At 36.4% G+C, this 19,425-nt stretch carries 18 protein-coding genes; 7 read left to right on the top strand and 11 right to left on the bottom strand.

Going from position 1 to position 19,425, the window contains the following annotated elements; genetic code table 11:
- Positions 1-25: 25 nt before the first annotated feature.
- The 3 genes from L1I30_RS01305 to pyrH form a co-directional block, all read right to left on the bottom strand.
- Entirely contained in the window at positions 26-2,494 is a 2,469-nt protein-coding gene (locus L1I30_RS01305) for a DUF5686 family protein (RefSeq protein WP_236132440.1), read from the bottom strand.
- A gap of 157 nt (positions 2,495-2,651) precedes the next feature.
- Positions 2,652-3,206: a ribosome recycling factor gene (gene frr / locus L1I30_RS01300; RefSeq protein ID WP_236132439.1), complete on the bottom strand. Its 555-nt coding sequence runs from the start codon at positions 3,204-3,206 to the stop codon at positions 2,652-2,654.
- 51 nt (positions 3,207-3,257) lie between these two features.
- On the bottom strand, positions 3,258-3,965 hold the full coding sequence (gene pyrH, locus L1I30_RS01295) for a UMP kinase (protein WP_236132438.1): 708 nt from the start codon (positions 3,963-3,965) through the stop codon (positions 3,258-3,260).
- Positions 3,966-4,164: 199 nt separating this feature from the next.
- Here pyrH and L1I30_RS01290 point away from each other — a divergent pair, with 199 nt between their 5' ends.
- Positions 4,165-4,851, top strand: coding sequence for a zinc metallopeptidase (locus L1I30_RS01290; RefSeq protein WP_236132437.1), 687 nt, complete (start codon positions 4,165-4,167; stop codon positions 4,849-4,851).
- A gap of 71 nt (positions 4,852-4,922) precedes the next feature.
- Here L1I30_RS01290 and L1I30_RS01285 read toward each other — a convergent pair whose 3' ends face one another.
- Both L1I30_RS01285 and L1I30_RS01280 read right to left on the bottom strand, forming a co-directional pair.
- Positions 4,923-5,393: an Lrp/AsnC ligand binding domain-containing protein gene (locus L1I30_RS01285; protein WP_236132436.1), complete on the bottom strand. Its 471-nt coding sequence runs from the start codon at positions 5,391-5,393 to the stop codon at positions 4,923-4,925.
- Between the two features lie 40 nt (positions 5,394-5,433).
- Complete coding sequence (locus L1I30_RS01280) at positions 5,434-6,807, bottom strand: saccharopine dehydrogenase family protein (RefSeq protein ID WP_236132435.1); 1,374 nt, start codon at positions 6,805-6,807, stop codon at positions 5,434-5,436.
- 77 nt (positions 6,808-6,884) lie between these two features.
- Between L1I30_RS01280 and L1I30_RS01275 the strand changes: the two genes are divergently transcribed.
- A complete protein-coding gene (locus L1I30_RS01275; protein ID WP_236132434.1) occupies positions 6,885-7,274 on the top strand; it encodes a DUF423 domain-containing protein in 390 nt (129 codons plus the stop codon).
- Positions 7,275-7,352: 78 nt separating this feature from the next.
- Complete coding sequence (gene pckA / locus L1I30_RS01270; protein WP_236132433.1) at positions 7,353-8,951, top strand: phosphoenolpyruvate carboxykinase (ATP); 1,599 nt, start codon at positions 7,353-7,355, stop codon at positions 8,949-8,951.
- Between the two features lie 84 nt (positions 8,952-9,035).
- Here the strand turns inward: pckA and L1I30_RS01265 are convergent, their stop codons facing one another.
- Both L1I30_RS01265 and L1I30_RS01260 read right to left on the bottom strand, forming a co-directional pair.
- A complete protein-coding gene (locus tag L1I30_RS01265) occupies positions 9,036-9,782 on the bottom strand; it encodes a uroporphyrinogen-III synthase (RefSeq protein WP_236132432.1) in 747 nt (248 codons plus the stop codon).
- Between the two features lie 17 nt (positions 9,783-9,799).
- Complete coding sequence (locus L1I30_RS01260) at positions 9,800-10,468, bottom strand: DUF4271 domain-containing protein (RefSeq protein WP_236132431.1); 669 nt, start codon at positions 10,466-10,468, stop codon at positions 9,800-9,802.
- 100 nt (positions 10,469-10,568) lie between these two features.
- Between L1I30_RS01260 and L1I30_RS01255 the strand changes: the two genes are divergently transcribed.
- The 3 genes from L1I30_RS01255 to L1I30_RS01245 are packed head-to-tail and all read left to right on the top strand — an operon-like array spanning position 10,569 to position 13,127.
- Complete coding sequence (locus L1I30_RS01255) at positions 10,569-11,300, top strand: polyprenol monophosphomannose synthase (RefSeq protein WP_236132430.1); 732 nt, start codon at positions 10,569-10,571, stop codon at positions 11,298-11,300.
- Positions 11,300-12,643, top strand: coding sequence for a dihydroorotase (locus L1I30_RS01250; protein WP_236132429.1), 1,344 nt, complete (start codon positions 11,300-11,302; stop codon positions 12,641-12,643). The genes L1I30_RS01255 and L1I30_RS01250 overlap by 1 nt, the downstream gene beginning before the upstream one ends.
- Position 12,644: 1 nt before the next feature.
- On the top strand, positions 12,645-13,127 hold the full coding sequence (locus L1I30_RS01245) for a DUF4296 domain-containing protein (protein WP_236132428.1): 483 nt from the start codon (positions 12,645-12,647) through the stop codon (positions 13,125-13,127).
- A 10-nt stretch (positions 13,128-13,137) separates the two neighbouring features.
- Here the strand turns inward: L1I30_RS01245 and L1I30_RS01240 are convergent, their stop codons facing one another.
- The gene (locus tag L1I30_RS01240) at positions 13,138-14,148 is read right to left on the bottom strand and encodes an NAD-dependent epimerase/dehydratase family protein (RefSeq protein WP_236132427.1); all 1,011 of its coding nucleotides are present in this window, start codon (positions 14,146-14,148) and stop codon (positions 13,138-13,140) included.
- 194 nt (positions 14,149-14,342) lie between these two features.
- On the opposite strand from L1I30_RS01240, the gene tyrS reads away from it, so the two are divergent.
- Positions 14,343-15,632 (top strand): tyrosine--tRNA ligase, encoded by a 1,290-nt coding sequence (tyrS, locus tag L1I30_RS01235; RefSeq protein ID WP_236132426.1) that lies wholly within the window; start codon positions 14,343-14,345, stop codon positions 15,630-15,632.
- Between the two features lie 226 nt (positions 15,633-15,858).
- Here tyrS and L1I30_RS01230 read toward each other — a convergent pair whose 3' ends face one another.
- The 3 genes from L1I30_RS01230 to L1I30_RS01220 all read right to left on the bottom strand — a co-directional run bounded on the left by L1I30_RS01230 (position 15,859) and on the right by L1I30_RS01220 (position 19,398).
- On the bottom strand, positions 15,859-16,836 hold the full coding sequence (locus tag L1I30_RS01230; protein ID WP_236132425.1) for a LuxE/PaaK family acyltransferase: 978 nt from the start codon (positions 16,834-16,836) through the stop codon (positions 15,859-15,861).
- 88 nt (positions 16,837-16,924) lie between these two features.
- Positions 16,925-17,263, bottom strand: coding sequence for a T9SS type A sorting domain-containing protein (locus tag L1I30_RS01225; protein ID WP_236132424.1), 339 nt, complete (start codon positions 17,261-17,263; stop codon positions 16,925-16,927).
- A gap of 185 nt (positions 17,264-17,448) precedes the next feature.
- Positions 17,449-19,398 carry a beta-helix domain-containing protein gene (locus L1I30_RS01220; protein ID WP_236132423.1) on the bottom strand — a complete coding sequence of 650 codons (1,950 nt, stop codon included), beginning with the start codon at positions 19,396-19,398 and terminating at the stop codon, positions 17,449-17,451.
- Positions 19,399-19,425 lie beyond the last annotated feature (27 nt).

Below are 19,425 nucleotides of genomic sequence, written 5' to 3'. Positions count from 1 at the left end.
ATTGTAAGAGTATTAATCTGGTAAATTAAATTTTAAGCTGAAAAGTGAATTTAAAAGAGATATTTTCTCTTAAAGTGGGAAGATGATAAGCTCCGTATCGGTAGGCTCCACTTAAGCCAAATCCGCCAAAAAGCTTGTTTATTTCTAAACCTGCTTCAGAATACCCATGTTTTAAAGATTTGAATTCGATATTTTGGTGTGCTTCGAAATTCTCGAAATCTCCCAATGCAAAACGAGATATCAATACGATTTCTGGTCTGAATTTTTCAGAAATATTTATGGGCCGAAGCTGGTGTCTAACGTGTAATGCAACCTGTCTTTCGCTAAAAAACTCATTGAAATACATAGTCTCAAAACTGAGTTTTCCGGCAATGGAAAACCTGCTGATAATTGCCTCTTTATTTGGGCTATTGGGATAAGCGTGAAACGCATGAGTTAGAGGTATATCCCCAAATCCATAATTTCCTTCCAAAGTAAATTGAGTATTGGATTGATCAAGTCGGTTTATTTGATATTCTGCTTTTAATCCAAATTTTGTGAAATTAAAATCGCCGCCAAGAAAATTGGCGAAACTATGAGAAAATTGCCCAGTGAATTGAGGATATTGCTTATCTATAATAATATGGCTCTCTGGGGTGCTCAAAAATTTACTGAAAGGTCTCCATAAAAATCCAAGAGTAGCTTCGGTAATGGTATAATCTTTATAAAGTTGATTGTTATTTAGGAAAGCGTAATTGCCAATTTGAGTAATATCACTTTTTGCGAGCACCCATTCGGTTTCTAAACGAGGGGTGACCCTATGTTTAAGAGAAGTTTGTAAAGATTGATAGTTGTAGTAATAACTAATGTTAACAAAACGAGGTTCTAGAATCGAAAAATCGTTGATGCCTCGCAAATATTTAAAACTTCCTACTTCCCTAATGTCATCATAATAATTCACATTTAACCAAGTGCCTGTTGGTTTATTGAGAAGTGTAGCAGCCCCGAGTCCATATTTAAAAGTATGATCTATAAAACCATACACCAAATATCCGTTAAGCTGGAATTTTTCTGAAAGCTTATCATTCGTATTTCCGCCCACACCTAAGCGTAGCCCCTCATAATTGTTATATTTAACAAACTTACTTAAATCGAAATCCCAAAAATGTACAGGGTAATGTCCATTTGCGATAGCTTTTTTCACTTCTATTTTATGCTCAATATCTCGAGCTTTAATAATGCTATCTACGCGGTACTCGGTAAATTCATCTTTAAAGGTATAAGGTGTTTGCCTGTTAACTTCCCAGTAATTTAGCGACTTAGTATCGGCATCTTTCGCGACACTTATCCAAGCGGGGGATTTTTGAAAGCTGGTATTCGAATTGAACTCTATATCGTAATTTGTAGTGGTAGAAGAGAGGTAAAGATCATTTTCAACTTCTCCGGTTGCGAGCACATTATTAAGCAGTGAACGTTTTCTTTGAACTGCACCTACCGAAATACTTCCCCCGAAGACCGAAATATCCTTTTCGCCGGTTCCAGGTTTTAAAGTAGTTGTCTGGTTGTTGGGAAACCAAATATTTTCTTTTTTGTAATAAGTGTAATTGTGTTCAACCTCTAAGTTCACCACTCCTATTAACTGGGCTTTCGCTTTCTGAATGGCGTAAGTAATAGTGTCTAAATAAAGAATACCCTCAAGTCCAGCTACCACTTGTTCCCGCTTTGGTTTATAGTAGATGACATATGCGGGCCGTTGTGAGGTATTTACTGTATCCAGAATTTTATAGGTGTAATTACTTAGTGCATTATTAGCTAAGGGAGCCGCGTATTTAGTGTCAAAAATGGTATAATCCTTTTTATAAAGAGAAAGCGGTTCAACCTTTAGAGATAGCACATCATAAACCGGTTTTTTAAATCCGGCGGTTTTTATGGCTTCTACAACCTCTCTTTTAATCGCGGGGCGCTTAAAGTAATGAGAGGAGACTTTTTCTGAAAGATAGGCACGGCCTTTATTGATTAAAGTTTTGACCTCCACCATAGAGGAGTCTGCTGTGGCTTTTAAAGTATTGGCCTGATTATCTATAATGAATTTGTTATAGCTTTTATAACTGAAATCATCCAAGGCTTTTTCGGGCTCATTGTTAATTTTGTTTTTTATAGCCAGCTGAATGATCTTATTGGCCGGATTTTCTCCTGAATAGAGCATCACCTCTGCCAGATCTTCCAATTGTGGTTGAAGCTGAATGATGTAAATTTCGGTTGATGCAGTTAATGGAACTATTTGCAGAGCATATCCCACGTAAGTAACCAGAAGTTCTGAAACTTTTTTATCTACTTGTATTTCAAAAGTACCATTGATATTAGTAAGCGTACCGATTTCTTCGGAAACTTGAATATTTGCATATGGGAGAGGGTCTCCGGTCTTGCTGTTTACTACGGTTCCTCGAATAATCTGCTGTGCAGATATACTTTGGAATGAGATAATTAAAAAGCTTAGCAGCAAAAATTTTCTCATAGAAATAGTAGTTCAGCTTTAGTGGTATGGAATAAAAGTATAAAAATAAAAATGTCGGCTTCATAATATTGATATAATTTTCAAGAAAAGCTTGAACTCAATATTTTGAAGCCGACATCAGTATAAAGGATATGTAAGCGGCGACTATGGTCGGAGCTTATATTGTCATGATCTCCTTTTCTTTTACAGCCAGGATCTCATCAACTTTTTTAATGTGAGCATCGGTAAGTTCTTGTACATTTTCCTCTGCTATCTTTGCCGCATCTTCAGAGATGTCTAGTTTTTTGATATCGTTATTAGCTACTTTTCTATCATTTCTAATTCCAATCTTCGCTTCTTCGGCTTCGGCTTTAGCTTGTTTTGCTAATTCTTTTCGGCGCTCTTCGGTTAATGGTGGTACATTAATAATTACGCTATCCCCGTTATTCATTGGGTTAAAACCTAAATTAGCATACATAATACCTTTTTCGATCCCTTGAATCATCCCCTTTTCAAAAGGTTGAATAGTAATGGTTCGGGCATCGGGAGTATTTACATTTGCTACCTGATTAAGCGGTGTCATACTTCCATAATACTCTACCATAACACTCCCAAGCATTGCTGGACTTGCTTTTCCGGCACGAATATTTACTAACTGCTTTTCCAAGTGCTTAATGGCCTTGTGCATATTCTCTTTGGTGCTCTCAATTATAAAATCTAATTCTTCGTTCATTTTTTGAAACTTAATGTTGAAAAAAGTATACTAATTAGTACGTTTTCTATATTATAAATTTACTTTGGTTCCAATGTTTTCTCCGGTAACTACTTTTAAAAGGTTCCCCGGTGTATTCATATCGAATACTATAATTGGCAATTCATTTTCCTGGCTTAGGGTAAAAGCAGTGGTATCCATAACTTTTAAGCCTTTTTTGATTACATCGTCGAAACTGATATAGTCGAATTTGGTAGCCATTTTATCTTTTTCAGGATCGGCAGTATAAATTCCATCTACACGAGTTCCTTTCAGAATTACATCTGCATGAATTTCAATAGCTCTTAAAACAGCGGCAGAATCTGTTGTGAAATATGGATTTCCAGTACCCCCTCCAAATATTACTACTCTTCCTTTTTCAAGGTGTCTCATAGCTTTACGGCGAATAAATGGCTCGGCTACTTCATTAATTTTAATGGCAGATTGTAACCTGGTCTGAATTCCCGCATCCTCAAGAGCGCTTTGTAAAGCAAGTCCGTTAATAACAGTAGCAAGCATTCCCATATGGTCCCCCTGCACTCTATCCATTCCTTTACTTGCTCCGGCAACACCTCTAAAAATGTTCCCTCCTCCAATTACTATAGCTACTTCAATTCCTTGATCTATTACAGATTTTATTTCCTGAGCATATTCTGCCAAACGTTCAGGATCTATTCCATATTGGCGATTTCCCATGAGTGCTTCGCCTGATAGTTTTAAAAGGATTCTTTTGTATTGCATAGATGTTTTATAGATAAGTTGTGCAAATATAGACAATATCTTAATTTGTAAAGAATATGCTGTCAAGGATTGCAAGTTATGTCACTTTTTTAATATTTTTTTAGGCTTTAAAAGCTTTTCAGAGCTAAAAAATGACAGTGATTTTAATGGCGGGGTTTTTGTTATCTTTGAAATAATTGAATAAAAAATAGTAAAAAACATGATGGGATATTATATAATTGCCGGACTCATATTTGTGGTGAGTTTATATGTGAGCAATAAACTGAAGAGCAAATTTAAGAAGTACTCAAAAGTGCATCTTCAAAATGGAATGAGCGGAAGAGAGATTGCTGAAAAGATGCTACATGATAATGGAATAAATGATGTAAAAGTTATTTCCACCCCGGGAATGTTGAGCGATCATTATAATCCGCTAAAGAAAACAGTGAATTTAAGTGAAGGAGTGTATTCTCAACGTAATGCTGCTGCCGCTGCGGTTGCTGCCCACGAATGTGGACACGCTGTGCAGCATGCTCAGGCCTATAGCTGGTTAACTATGCGTAGTCAGTTAGTGCCTATTGTTAGCGTAGCATCTAAGCTTTCGCAATGGGTAATAATGGGGGGATTCCTATTAATGGCCACTACTTCATTTGGGAGTACGGTTTTGTTAATAGGAATTATACTATTCGGACTAGGAACTCTTTTTAGCTTTATCACTCTACCCGTGGAATACGATGCGAGTAAAAGGGCTTTAGTGTGGCTGGAGACTGAAAATATGCTAAGCGCCAATGAGCATGAAGCAGCAGAAGATTCCTTAAAATGGGCCGCAAGAACTTATGTGGTGGCTGCAGTAGGGTCTTTAGCAACTTTGCTATATTTCGTGAATATTTACCTGGGAAGGGATTAAAACAATATCAAAATAAAAAAAGACCTCACTAAGTAGTGGGGTCTTTTTGTTTATGTGAGAACTTAAAGTCGTTAAACTTTTATCTGTCTTTGTATTTGCTGATTTAAGGAAATAAAGGTTTCTGTTCTTGAAACTCCTTCTATTGCTTGTATTTCCTTATTCAGTACGTTCATTAGATGTTCATTATCTTTACATAGGATTTTTAGGAAAATAGACCAGTTCCCTGTGGTGTAGTGACATTCTATAACTTCTGGAATTTCACTTAGGCGCTTTACAGCCTGAGGGTTGCTAACTGCCTTGTCCAAGTATACTCCCACAAATGCCATTGTTGTATATCCTAAAACTCTGGGGTTAATCATTAGTTTTGAGCCTTCAATTAATCCGGCTTTTTCAAGCTTTCGCAAGCGTTGATGAATGGCGGCTCCACTTATACCAATACTCCTTGCAATTTCCAAGATTGGTTTTCTGGCATCCTCCATTAAATAATTCAAAATGGTTTTATCAATGCCATCAATACTCACTTTTTCATCAACTATTTTCATTTTAATCGGGTTTAACTCTGGATATCTGTTTAATTTATAATTAGTTTCCTACTTCTCCAAACGGGTTATATCCTAAATATTCTGTTTCTTTTTCTTTAAAAACAATCCCAAAGGTTTCTAATTCTTTTAGAATGGGTTCATATACTTCTTTAGTAATAGGAATTTGAACCCCGGGAGTGGTTATTTTTTTATTGAGAATTGCTAAAGTAGCAATTGCTACTGGCAAGCCCACTGTTTTTGCCATAGCTGTGCTCGTTTGATTTTCACCAATTAAAACCATGCTGGAGTCTATCTGTTTTCGTTCTCCATCGAGTTCATAACCAAATTTATGATACATCACAATCATGTCCTTATCATCTTCATCTAATGTCCATTTTTCCATTAGGATCTTTTGAAGCGCTTCAGCGGGAGTAGCATTTTCTATTCCAATGGTCTTTTCATCATTGAAGATATCCAGCTCTACAAGCTTGTCCCACATAATGTCATCCTGATCGATCTTTAAATTATGCCGTAGCTTTAACTCGATAGAATCGGTAGGAGAGTAAGGTAAGAAAGAGTTTACGAACTGACGGTAACTCATATTCTTTGTATTTTGTAACTGATAGGTGTCGTCTGTCATTCCCAGTTGCACGAACATGTTCCATGCTCGGCTAAATCCTACTCGTCGTATAGTTCCTCTATAGAGGGTAAGAATATCCTCCAAACCATAAATGCTTCTGTAATCTAGAGAATTTCTATTGGCATAACCTTCAAATTTGCCATAGCCCTCAACATGCAAAAATTCTGTTCTTCTAAATAACCTGTGATAAGGAATGTACTTGTATTTACCTTCCTGAATAAATTCTGCAACTCCACCTTGGCCTGCTACCACTACATTTCTGGGGTTCCATGTAAATTTATAGTTCCAAAGATTTGTATCGCTTTGTGGGGCGACCAAGCCTCCGGTGAAGGATTCAAATAAGAGCATTTTACCACCTTTAGCTCTAATTCGGTCTATAACTTGCATAGCACTCATATGGTCGATGCCCGGGTCTACGCCTATTTCGTTCATAAAAACCAATCCGTTCTCTTTTACTTCCTTATCCAGAGCCTTCATTTCTTTACTTACATAAGAGGCGGTTACCAGGGATTTTTTGAACTTTATACAGTCTTTAGCTGCTTCAATATGAAATCTTGCAGGTAACATAGAAATAACAATATCGGCCTTTTGAATTGCCTGCTCTCTGCTTTCTTTGTTAAACACATCCAGCTTTAGGGCTTTGCATCTTGAATGACCATTGCATAATTTTTCAGCTTGATGTACATCGAGGTCTCCAATAGTTAAAAATAGGTCCTCGGAATAAGATTTTTCTAATAAATAGTTTATTAAAACGGAGGTGGATTTTCCAGCGCCAATCACCAATATCTGTCGCATATTAAAAATATCTTAGTTAGTTTTGCAGGCTAATATGCACGAAAGTACTTAAATGTTTACACTTTAAAAACAATTCTATGAGTAGAAGATTTTATATCTCAGGGTTTTTATTTGGTTTAATAGCTATAATTCTTGGGGCCTTTGCTACCCATGGCCTTAAACCCTTACTATCGGTGGAGGCTATGGTTTCCTTTGAAACGGGCGTGAAATATCAAATTTATCACTCATTGTTATTGATTGTTTTAGGTAATATTAAAGAATTAGCTCTTAATAGCCTAAAATGGGTGTATTATTTTTTGATGGGGGGAATAATTCTATTTTCAGGCTCTATTTATCTACTTGCAACTAATGCGTTAACCGGTTTCGATTTTACAAAAATAGCATTGCTTACACCTTTAGGTGGGAGCTTGTTAATACTGGCCTGGGCGCTTCTTTTGTTCAAATTTATAACGTTAAAAAACAAATAAATTAAGAGATTACTTCTTAGTTTCAGGATAAGATTAATTACTTTTGTACGCCTAAACAAACACACAACCTATATTTTTATGTTGGCAAATTATCAAATTACGAAATCGATTTCGCTGAAAGATTACGGAATTAACAGCACAAATGTACATTATCAACTCTCACCTAAAGAACTTCATGAAATTACCTTAGATAAAAATCAGGGAGTGGAAGCAAGCTCGGGTGCTCTGGCGGTTAATACAGGAGATTTTACGGGACGATCTCCAAAAGATCGTTTTATTGTTGAAGATGAAGAAACCAGAGATAAAGTTTGGTGGGGAGATATAAACATCCCTTTTGATTCAAAAAAGTTTGATGCATTATATGATAAAGTTGTCGACTACCTATCAGATAAAGAATTATTTGTTAGAGACTCTTATGCCTGTGCCGATGAGAATTATCGATTAAACATTCGCGTTGTCAATGAATATCCATGGTCTAACTTATTTGCATATAATATGTTCTTAAGGCCTGAGTTGGAAGAGTTGAAAGATTTCAAAGAAGATTGGATTGTGATAAATGCTCCCGGGTTTCAGGCAGATCCTGAAAAAGATGGAACACGACAAGGTAATTTTTCGATACTAAACTTCGGAAAAAAGATTGCTCTAATAGGAGGTAGTGGATATACAGGTGAAATTAAAAAGGGGATTTTTTCTGCTTTGAATTTTATACTACCTGTTCATAAAAACACCCTTCCAATGCACTGTTCAGCCAATATTGGGCCTGAGGGAGATACGGCTGTGTTCTTCGGACTTTCAGGAACGGGTAAAACAACACTTTCAGCAGACCCAAAAAGAAAACTGATTGGGGATGATGAACATGGTTGGACAAAGGAAAATACCATTTTTAATTTTGAGGGGGGATGCTATGCGAAAGTTATTCATCTTTCTGAAGAGAACGAACCAGATATCTTTAAAGCTATTAAGCCTGGTGCAATATTGGAGAATGTAATTTTGAATGACAAGGGAGAGGTCGATTTTTCTGATATTAGTGTCACCCCAAATACCAGAGTTAGTTACCCGATAGATCATATCAATAATATAGCAAAGCCTTCCATAGGAGAAAATCCGAAGAATATCTTTTTTCTTACCGCTGATGCTTTTGGAGTATTGCCTCCAATAAGTAAGCTTAGCCCGGGACAGGCGGCCTACCATTTTATGAGTGGTTATACTGCTAAAGTTGCTGGAACAGAAGCGGGTATTAACGAACCGCAGCCTAATTTCTCTGCTTGTTTTGGAGCTCCGTTTATGCCGTTGCATCCCGCTGAATATGCTGAAATGCTTAGTAAGAAAATGAAGGATGCTAACGTAAATGTATGGTTGGTGAATACTGGCTGGACGGGGGGAGCTTATGGAACAGGAAGCAGGATGAAACTTAAATATACTCGTGCTATGATAGAGGCTGCTTTACAGGGGGAATTAGATGAAGTTTCTTTTGAAAAACATCCAATCTTTGGATTACAAATGCCAAGAACTTGTAACAACGTACCATTCGAGATCTTAGATCCCAGAGCTACTTGGGAAGATAAAAAGGCTTATGATGCCAAGGCTATGGAACTAGCAAATTCTTTTAAGGCTAATTTCAAAAAGTATGAAGAGAATTCAAATGAAGAAATTCTAGCCGGAGGACCTTTGGTGTAACCCATTCAAACTTATAAAAAGTAAAGAAGCCGATAATTTATTAGAATTATCGGCTTCTTAATTTAAAATAAACAGAAGGTATTTTTATTTCTTATTCGCTTCCTTAATAAAGCGTTGTAATGCCATTGTCATAGATGGGGTTTCAGGGGTTGGTGCCTGAATGTTAACTACCAATCCATGTTCTTTTGCCGCTTTTACGGTTGTATTTCCAAATACTGCGATCTTTGTTTCTTTTTGTTCAAAATCAGGGAAATTCTCGAAAAGAGATTTAATTCCGCTAGGGCTAAAGAATACTAATATATCGTAATACACCTCTCTTAAGTGAGATAAATCGCTTACAACAGTTTTATAAAAAACAGCTTTTTTCCAGTCTACTCCAAGCTTGTTCAGAGTTTTAGGAACATCCGGCTTCAACATATCTGAAGTAGGAAGTAAGAAGGTTTCATTCTTATATTTCTTGATGTAAGGCGCAAGCTCTGTAAAGGTTCTTTTTCCTACATAAATCTTACGCTTACGGTACACCACATATTTTTGCAAATAATAAGCTACCGCTTCACTCAAGCAAAAATATTTTAAAGTGTCCGGCACTTTATAACGCATCTCATCAGCAATTCTAAAAAAGTGATCGACAGAATTTCTACTGGTTAGAATAATAGCGGTAAACTTTGAAAGATCAATCTTCTGTTGCCTCACATCTTTCGAGGAAACTCCTTCTACATGTATGAAGGGGATGAAATCAATTTTTACTCGTTGCTTTTCCTCCAGCTCAAAATAAGGTGAATTCTCTACTTTAGGCTCTGGCTGAGATATTAAAATTGTTTTCACTTTCATATTAATGATGATTTTTTTTAAACACCTGAGCTATTTATAATTAGCTTATATAAAATAACATAAGGGGTGATTTCAAGAGCGCAAAGGTACAAAATAAAATAGAACCAATTACGCATATATAATCGCTGATTTTTTTGAATTATACGTGTAAAAGTATAAAGTGAAGCAAGTAGAAAAATCGCCGCTATTATGTATAATATCAAAACCTTAGGAGATTCGGCATATACAAGAAAAATGCTCACAGGAAAAAGCAGCACCGAGAGAAAATTACGATAAGTTTGTTTTTGAAATAGATAAAAATCCATAAAATCATCTATGTCAAAAACGTTAGCAATAATTTTTTCTACGGTAATTTTTAAAAGCACAAAAAAGCTATAGCCGGTTATAATTCTCAATAATATTACTCCCGTATTTTCTATGTGTCCACTTATAAAATTTCGGTAGACTACGAATAAAAAAAGAGACACGCTTAGTACATACACGCAGAAGAGCAACAGATTGAATCCGAAAAGGGCTTTATGCTCTTTCGATTTAATAACCATGTATTTCGATGAGCTAAGCAACGCTACAAATTCGCTGAATCGCTGTTGGAATAATTGTTTTGCAATTAGCATTAATACCAGCACCAACAAAATAAGTAGGGTAAGTAAATCGTTTGAGGTACTATATCTTTCTATCGCTTCCAAATATTTTTTTTACAAATGTATAATTAATACCGGGAAAAGTTGGAAGTAAAATTGAAGATGCTAAGCACAAAAATAGTTACATTTGCGCAAAATTCCGCACATGTCTAATGGCATAATTATTATACCTACTTATAACGAAATTGAAAACATTGAACGTTTAGTAAGAAACATATTTTCTTTACAACGCAAGTTTCATATTTTAGTGGTAGATGATAATTCGCCAGACGGCACTGCAGAAATGGTAACATCTCTGCAAACCGAATTTTTCGGGTCACTTTTTTTGGAAAAAAGAGCAGAGAAATTAGGTTTGGGTACGGCTTACATTCATGGTTTTAAATGGGCCTTGAAAAGGAATTATGAGTATATAATTGAAATGGATGCCGATTTTTCGCATAATCCAAACGATTTGATTCGATTGTATAATACCTGTGCCAGAGATGGAGCAGATATTGCAATAGGTTCTCGTTACGTTACAGGAGTAAATGTGGTGAACTGGCCAATGAGCCGAGTTTTACTGTCGTGGTTGGCATCAAAATATGTAAGATTAGTTACCGGAATGAGCATCCATGATACCACTGCCGGTTTCGTGTGTTATAAACGAAAGGTGCTAGAGGAGATCAATTTGGATAAAATACATTTTGTAGGCTATGCGTTTCAAATAGAAATGAAATTCAAAGCATATTTGTTAAATTTTAAAATAAAGGAAATTCCTGTCATTTTTACCGACAGAACAAAAGGAGTTTCCAAAATGAGCGGCGGCATAATTTCTGAAGCTGTTTTTGGGGTGATTAATATGAAATTTAAAAGTCTTTTTAATAAGATTTCAAAATAATGAAGAAGGTTTTAATTAAGAATGCACGTATTGTTAACGAGGGAACAATTACTGAAGGAGACGTATTTATTGAAGATGGTATTATTGCTGAAATAGCCGATAGCATTAGCGCTAAATCTCCCGATGTTAAAATTATTGATGCCGAAGGGAATTATCTTATTCCGGGGGTGATCGATGATCAGGTTCATTTTAGAGAGCCTGGATTAACTCATAAGGAAACTATAGAAACAGGTTCTAAAGCTGCAGTAGCCGGCGGGATTACCTCTTTCATAGAAATGCCAAATACACTTCCGCAAACAACCACTATTGAAGAATTGCAGAAGAAATTTGATCTGGCAAATAAAACTTCTTACGCCAACTATTCTTTCATGTTTGGCGGTACGAATGATAATTTAGACGAAATTTTAAAGGTGGATCCAAAAACCACCGCTGCCCTTAAGTTGTTTTTGGGTTCTTCTACCGGAAATATGCTGGTGGATGACGCTAAGGTTTTGGAGGAAATTTTTACTAAATCTCCTTTAATGATAGCGGTTCACTGTGAAGATGAAGCTACAATTCAAAAGAATTTACAGGAGTGTATAGAGCGGTACGGGGATGATATTCCTATAGAATTGCATCCAAAAATAAGAAGTGAAGAGGCGTGTTATTTGTCTTCTTCCAAAGCAGTGGCACTCGCTAAGAAAACCGGAGCAAGACTTCACGTTTTTCACCTTTCAACAGCAAAGGAGATCGCTCTTTTCGATAATAAAAAACCTTTAAAAGATAAAAAGATCACTGCCGAAGTATGTATACATCATCTTTGGTTCAATGATTCCGACTACCAGAAAAAAGGGACCTTTATAAAATGGAATCCGGCAGTGAAAACAAAAGCCGATCAGGAAGCGCTTTTACAAGCTGTTATAGATAATCATATCGATGTAATTGCAACCGATCATGCGCCGCATACCAAAGAAGAAAAGAAAAATGTATATACTAAAGCTCCAAGCGGTGGGCCATTAGTACAGCATGCTCTTCCTGCTATGCTTCAATTGTATCATCAGGAGAAGATAAGTTTAGAGAAGATCGTAGAGAAAATGTGTCATAACCCTGCTATTCTTTATCAAATAGAAAAAAGAGGATATATAAGAGAAGGTTACAAGGCCGATCTTGTACTAATAGATTTGAACTCTCCTTGGGCAGTGCAGCCTAGTAATACAGTATATAAATGTGGATGGTCTCCTTTTGAAGGGGTGACCTTCAAATCTAGGATCACACATACTTTTGTAAATGGACAATTGGTGTATAAGAACTTCCAGTTTCTTCCTTTTACCAATGTAGCAGAACAGTTAACTTTTGATAGATAGTATGAGGTCTATTTGGGTATTATTTATTGCAGTCTTTTTTATTTCCTGCCAGGATGTGGAGGAAATAAAAAAGCCTGCTAATTTAATCCCTGAAGACAAGATGGTTGATGTGTTAACCGATCTGTCTATTTTAAATTCAGCAAAAAACTACAATAGATCCCTGTTAGAAGAGACCGGTATACAACCCGATAAGTATTTATTTGAAAAATATCAAATAGACAGTTTGCAGCTGGCAGAAAGTACCGGATATTATGCTAAGAAATATGATATTCTAGACGATATCTATGCAAAGGTAAAAGTGAATTTGGAAACGAAAAAAGAAGAATATGAAACTCTGCGTGATGAAGAGCGTAAAAAAGATGATTCTATCCGGGCATTAAAAACAACAAAGGATACCTTGGTTAAAGATGATTTTTCAGCCGATTCTACAATTATCGAACGACGTTTACCTCAGCCTATGAGGAGAGACATTCAAATAGAATAACTTTTAAGTACTAGGTTCTTTTATAGATACTTCCTGTCTCCTTAATTACAGTTGTAATGGGTGTGAACTCAAAAGCAAGCTCTCTTTTTATTTTATCATTACTATAATAATTATCTTCAAATAAGGTTTTATGATCTCTTTTTGAGATCTGTCGTGCAGTTCTAAATATTATTTTTCTAATTGATTGAAAAACCCAGCCCAGCCATACCATCCAGGGTTTTAATTGCTTTTCGGGAAGTCTTTTGTTTAGGCTTTTTGCTGTAATATCTAAAACCTCTTTAAAGCTTTTGTTTTCTGAAACAAGGATGTATTGCTCGTTCTCTATTGAAGATTGCACACAGGTGATAGCAGCGTTTACTACATCCATAACCCCAACAAAACCTGTTATTTTAGGGAAATGATAATTTAACCCTTTTTCCACTCTGGAAAATATTTTTCCGCTTCCAGATTTCCAGAACCCTGGTCCAATAATTACTCCCGGATTTAAAATAATAGCAGGAACACCCTCTTGTGTTCCTCGCCATACCTCGATTTCGGCACCTCGCTTAGAGATAGCATATTCGTTATGATAGGTCTCAGGGTGCCATGTAAAATTCTCCTGAATAAGTTGTTCTCCAAGAGCTAAATCCATCGCAGCGATCGAACTTATATAGCAGAGTTTTTCAATTTGATTCGAAACACACAGGTTAACTATATTGGCTGTGCCTTCAATGTTGATTTTTCGCAGCAGGTCGTCTTTACTTGAATCAAATGAAACTAAAGCCGCACAATGATAAACTGTGGTAACATCAATAAATGCATCGGTAAGGTCCGGGATATCCAGCAAGTCGGCTTTCCTCCATTCAATCTTACCAAATAAGAAATCCACTTCATTTAAGGGGACGTAATAAGAAAATATCTTTTTAACAGCCTGAATATTGCTGTTCTCTCTATAAATGGCTCTTATAGGTTCCTCTTTTTTTACCAGTTCCAGCAATAAATGAGAGCCTACTAAACCTGTTCCTCCGGTTACTAAAATCATAAGGTAAATATAGCTATTTCCGTTTAGGAAAAATGGCAGTTATTGGTATCTTTACCGCTGTTTGAAAAGGATTTTTTTTTATTGTTCACTATTCTGAGTTCAGTTTTTCTTAAAAAGAAGGGAGCTTAAAGGTTTGGATTGCTAAAAAGATCGATTTCAACAGAAATTTTTATTGTCCATAAAATTAGATTTAAATGAATTTTGTTGAAGAAATTACCTGGCGTGGAATGTTGCATGATGTTATGCCGGGAACTGAAGAACACTTGATGGAAGGAATGCGAGCTGCCTATGTGGGAATAGATCCTACTGCAGATTCACTTCATATAGGGCATTTGGTGGGGGTGATGATGCTACGTCACTTTCAGCTAAGTGGTCACAAACCTTTTGCTTTAATTGGTGGCGCTACCGGAATGATTGGTGACCCCTCGGGAAAATCGAAGGAGCGTAATTTGCTTGACGAAAAGACTTTAAAGCATAATCAGGATGCTCTAAAGGCGCAACTTTCAAAATTTTTAGACTTTGAAAGTGATAAAGCCAACGCCGCTATTTTGGTGAATAATTACGATTGGATGAAGGAGTTTAGTTTCTTGGATTTTATTCGTGATGTAGGAAAACATATTACAGTTAACTACATGATGTCTAAGGACTCTGTGAAGAAGAGACTTTCTTCAGATGCTTCCGAAGGAATGTCATTTACAGAATTCACCTATCAGTTAGTGCAGGGGTATGATTTTCTACACCTTTTTAGAGAACATGATTGTACTTTGCAAATGGGAGGTAGCGATCAATGGGGGAATATAACTACTGGAACAGAGTTGATTAGAAGAATTGGAAATGGTAAAGGCTATGCCCTTACTTGCCCTCTAATTACGAAAGCAGATGGAACTAAATTCGGAAAGACCGAAGGTGGGAATATCTGGTTAGATTCAAACCGTACTTCACCTTATAAATTCTACCAATATTGGTTGAATTCCAGTGATGAAGATGCTGAAAAATATATAAAGATCTTTACATTTCTTACTAAAGAAGAAATAGAAGACTTAGTGAAAAATCATAAAGAAGCTCCGCATTTAAGACAGCTGCAGCGTAAATTGGCTGAAGAAATTACCGTGATGGTGCATTCTGAAGAAGATCTTGAAAATGCGGTGAAAGCTTCCGAAGTTCTTTTTGGTAAGAGTACTGCTGCCGATCTTAAGAATTTGAATGAAGCTACATTTTTAGATGTTTTTGAAGGGGTGCCTCAGGCCGAAGTAGACCGCTCTGAAATTGAAAATGGAATGGATATGATTGCTGCACTTTCTGCTAAAACAGGTTTCCTGAAATCTAATGGGGAAGCGAGAAGGGCACTTAAAGAAAACTCAATTTCTGTAAATAAGGAAAAGGTAGGCGAAGATTATCAGTTAACTTCAGAAGACCTTATCAACAATAAATACATCATTTTGAATAAAGGTAAGAGAAATACTTACATTATAAGATTGGTTTAAAAATTACAAAACCCCTTTAAGATTTGGGTCTTAAAGGGGTTTGCAACTAACTAACCAATCTAATATGAAAAACTTCATTTAGAATACTGTAAACAAAAACCTAACCAAAAATCATGTTTACATTCTATTAGTTCGAAAAAAATTAGTTTCATTACAATATTAACATAACTATAACTATATAATTTTGATAATTTCTTGATTGCTGGGAAACAGGCAATGAGAGATACTAAAGGACCAATAGATTACAACCGCGAACGTCGCTATTATCGAATCGACCCATAATTTCCAGCGATCCGTCTTGATATTCTTTCCCTAAATCCTGCGTGGCAATAAATGAACAGGAATTTATATTGGCCAGATCAATAACGTTGATGCCGCCCGTTTTTTCTTTTTCCAAATAGCTAAGGGCATCTTCGGGGTCCCTAATTAAAATTTTCATCCAGTTAGGGCATTCAAAAATTCCACTTCCTTTAGAATATGCCTGTGATAATAATTCGGTCATTCCGTATTCGCTGTGAATGGATGATACTCCAAACCCCTTTTTTAAAATACCATGAAGTTCTTTTCTTATCATTTCTTTGCGTCGGCCTTTCATTCCACCTGTCTCCATTATAATAGTATTCTTAAGTTGGAACTGATGGCTTTCTACCATATCCAGTAAAGCAAATGATACACCAATTAGAAGCACTTTTTGGCCTGACTTATCTAAAGCGATAAGTGTTTCCTTTAGTTCCTCTAAATTGTGAAGATAAAATCCGCTTTCCGGGTGTTTGCTTTCCTTGATAAGTACATCCGCCATGTAGATAAGAGAAGAGCCTTCACGCTCTAAATAAGAGGGTAGAAGAGCCAAAACTACATAATCTTCAATATTGCCATAAAAAGTCTTAAAAGCAGCCCTAAAGCTATTTTCGTAGACGCTGATATTCGTTACATGATGTTTGCTTGTATTTTCTCCCGTCGTTCCACTGCTGGTGAATGTTTTTTGTACCCTTGCGCTAGAAGATAAAATCGTATGTGTTTTGAAAAATGAAATTGGTAAAAAAGGAATTTCTGTTATTTCATTTATCTTAGTAGGGCTTACTTTTAGCAAATCACAAAATTTGCGATAAACGGGATTGTTGTGAAATTGAAAATCAAAAACCTGAAGAGCTTGTTCTCTAAATTCTTCTTCAGAGGAGATGGAAAATATCTTTTCGAAATTCATTTAATGAAATTGAAGACTAATTAGGCAAAGGTAGAAATAAAAAAAAGCTTCTTATTAAGAAGCTTACTCGGTTTTATAAGTAATGAATCTACCTGACCACCAATTTTCGTGTTGCCTGAGTATTTCCTTCTTTAATTTTTAAAATATAAATTCCCGGAGTCAATTCAGAAACGTCTAATTCTTTCCCACTTATACGGGAAGCGAGTACTTTTTTCCCCAATACGTTGTAGACTTCTACCTCTTTCATCTGATTTTTATCAGAAGAAATATACACTTTACTACCTGTTACAGGGTTTGGATAAATTGAAAGACCGGTAATGGGTTTTTCTGTGGCATACTGCGGCAGGTCTGACTTCTGTGCTGATACCATATTGGAAAACAGCAGAAAACAAACCAATAAGAAACTCAAAATGTAATGCTGTTTCATGCTTTTTTTGGATGTGGTTACTACAAATCTACAATAAAATATTCAAAAATGATACCAATAAACACTGGCTAATGCGTTAAAAAATATATTAAAAGTGTTATAAAATAGAACAGGCTGCCAATGGCAGCCTGTTACTAATAAAACTTATTGATTTTTATTCCGATTCTTGTTTAGAACACAGCTTATTATAATCTAGCTTCAATCCAAGCCCAAGTAGAAACATCTACTTTAGTTCCCAGGTTGTAAAGATCGGTAAGTGTTGCAGCAACACCTTCAATTTTTACGTTTGTAAGGGCGCCACCATCTTTCATATCTACATTGGTAGTATATCCTTCAAGATATAAGTTAGTGAAAGATGCTCCAGATTCTTTTTTGAATTGAAGAGCAGTTCCTCCTGTAGTTGATATTGCAGTAAAGTTTATCAATTTTGGGTTACCGTTGAAACCATCTCCTTCAACTGCAGTAGAGAAACCTTCTATGCTGTGTTTTACATATACATTGGTAACAGTTCCACTCCACCCTTCAGTCCAGTCTACAGCGTCATCTTCGTTGTTCTCTAAATAAAGGTTTGTTGCAGAAACAGTTCCTCCGAAGAATTCAACTCCATCATCAGATCCATTTATAACTGCTATGTTTTCAACTACAGTTCCAGATCCTACAGAGTAAAAAGAAACTCCGTTGTATTGAGATTCAGCATTAATTTGAGCTCCTGTTCCAATAATCACAAGATTTTTAATACTTCCTGAGCTATCAGCATCGTCAGATCCTCCATAAATGAAACCTCCAACCTCTGCAGTGGCATTTGTACCTTCTGTAGTAGTAGCATTTCCTACTAAAGTTAATCCACCCCAGTCTCCAGCATTTCCAGCTGTAGATGAAATAACAACAGGTTGGCTTTCAGTTCCTTGTATATCTATTTTTCCACCTTTAAGAACAGCGATGTAAACATCAGTTCCTCCATCACGTGCAGTAATTTTTGTTCCTGCAGGAATAGTTAATTTACCGCCTTCTTGTACGATGTAAGAAGAGTTCAATTGGTAAGTTACAGAAGCATCTAAAGTTACATCTCCAGTTACTACTCCTTGAAGTATTGTAGCATCTACACTGCCACGGTTGTTAATCCAGTCAAAAGAACTTGCATCTACAGTTGCTTCAGCAGTATAGTTCATGTCTGGATTTCCAGCCTCACCTTCAATTACTACGTTGGCCAAAGGCCCTTCATCTTTCATGTCGATAGAAGTATCATATCCTGTTAGAGAAAGTCCTGTGATGGTTGCTCCAGATAGTTTTTTGAATTGAAGGGCAGTACCTCCGGTAGTAGAAACGGCAGTAAAGTTTATCAATTTAGGGTTACCGTTGAGTCCATCAGCTTCCACTGCAGTAGAGAAGCCTTCTATAGTATGCAGTGCGTAAGTGTTAGTTACAGTTCCTATCCATCCTTCAGTCCAGTCTACAGCATCATCTTCGTTGTTCTCTAAATAAAGGTTCGTAATAGACGCAGCTCCTCCAAAGAATTCTACACCATCATCTGCTCCATTTAGAATAGCGATGTTGTTAAGCGCTGTACCAGAGCCAATAGCGTAAAGTGTTAAACCATTGTACTGAGACTCAGAGTTTATTTGAGCTCCCGCACCTTCTATTACTAAATAGCTAATAGATCCTGAGCTATCGGCATTATTAGTACCACCGTAAATGAAACCACCTACCTCAGCAGTAGCTCCTGTACCTTCGGAGGTAACTCCATTTCCTAAAAGTACAAGTCCACCCCAGTCTCCTGAGTTTCCATTTTTAGACTTCATAATTACAGGATTGTTTCTAGTTCCCTGAACGTATATTTCGGCTCCTTGTTGAACAACTATATAAACATCTGTACCAGATTCTGCAGTGATCTTGGTTCCTGCAGGAATGGTAAGAGTAGCTCCAGATTTTACATTTAATTGATCTGTTAAGCTGTATGCAACACTTGCATCTAAAGTAGTGTTTGTGGTGATGTCTCCAGAAAGCACACTGTTTACAGGATCTACTGGACCATCGCCACCATCATCAATAATATTATCGTCACTGCTACAGCTTGCCAAAGACAGACCGCACAATACTGTAAATAGTACTGAAATGTTTTTGATTGTTTTTCTCATGATTGTTGAATTAATTGGTTTTGATTA

Origin of the sequence: Gillisia lutea (assembly GCF_021568705.1) — a bacterium.
In the GTDB taxonomy this organism is placed as follows: Bacteria; Bacteroidota; Bacteroidia; order Flavobacteriales; family Flavobacteriaceae; genus Gillisia; species Gillisia lutea.
This window is presented reverse-complemented; position numbering and strand designations above follow the sequence as displayed.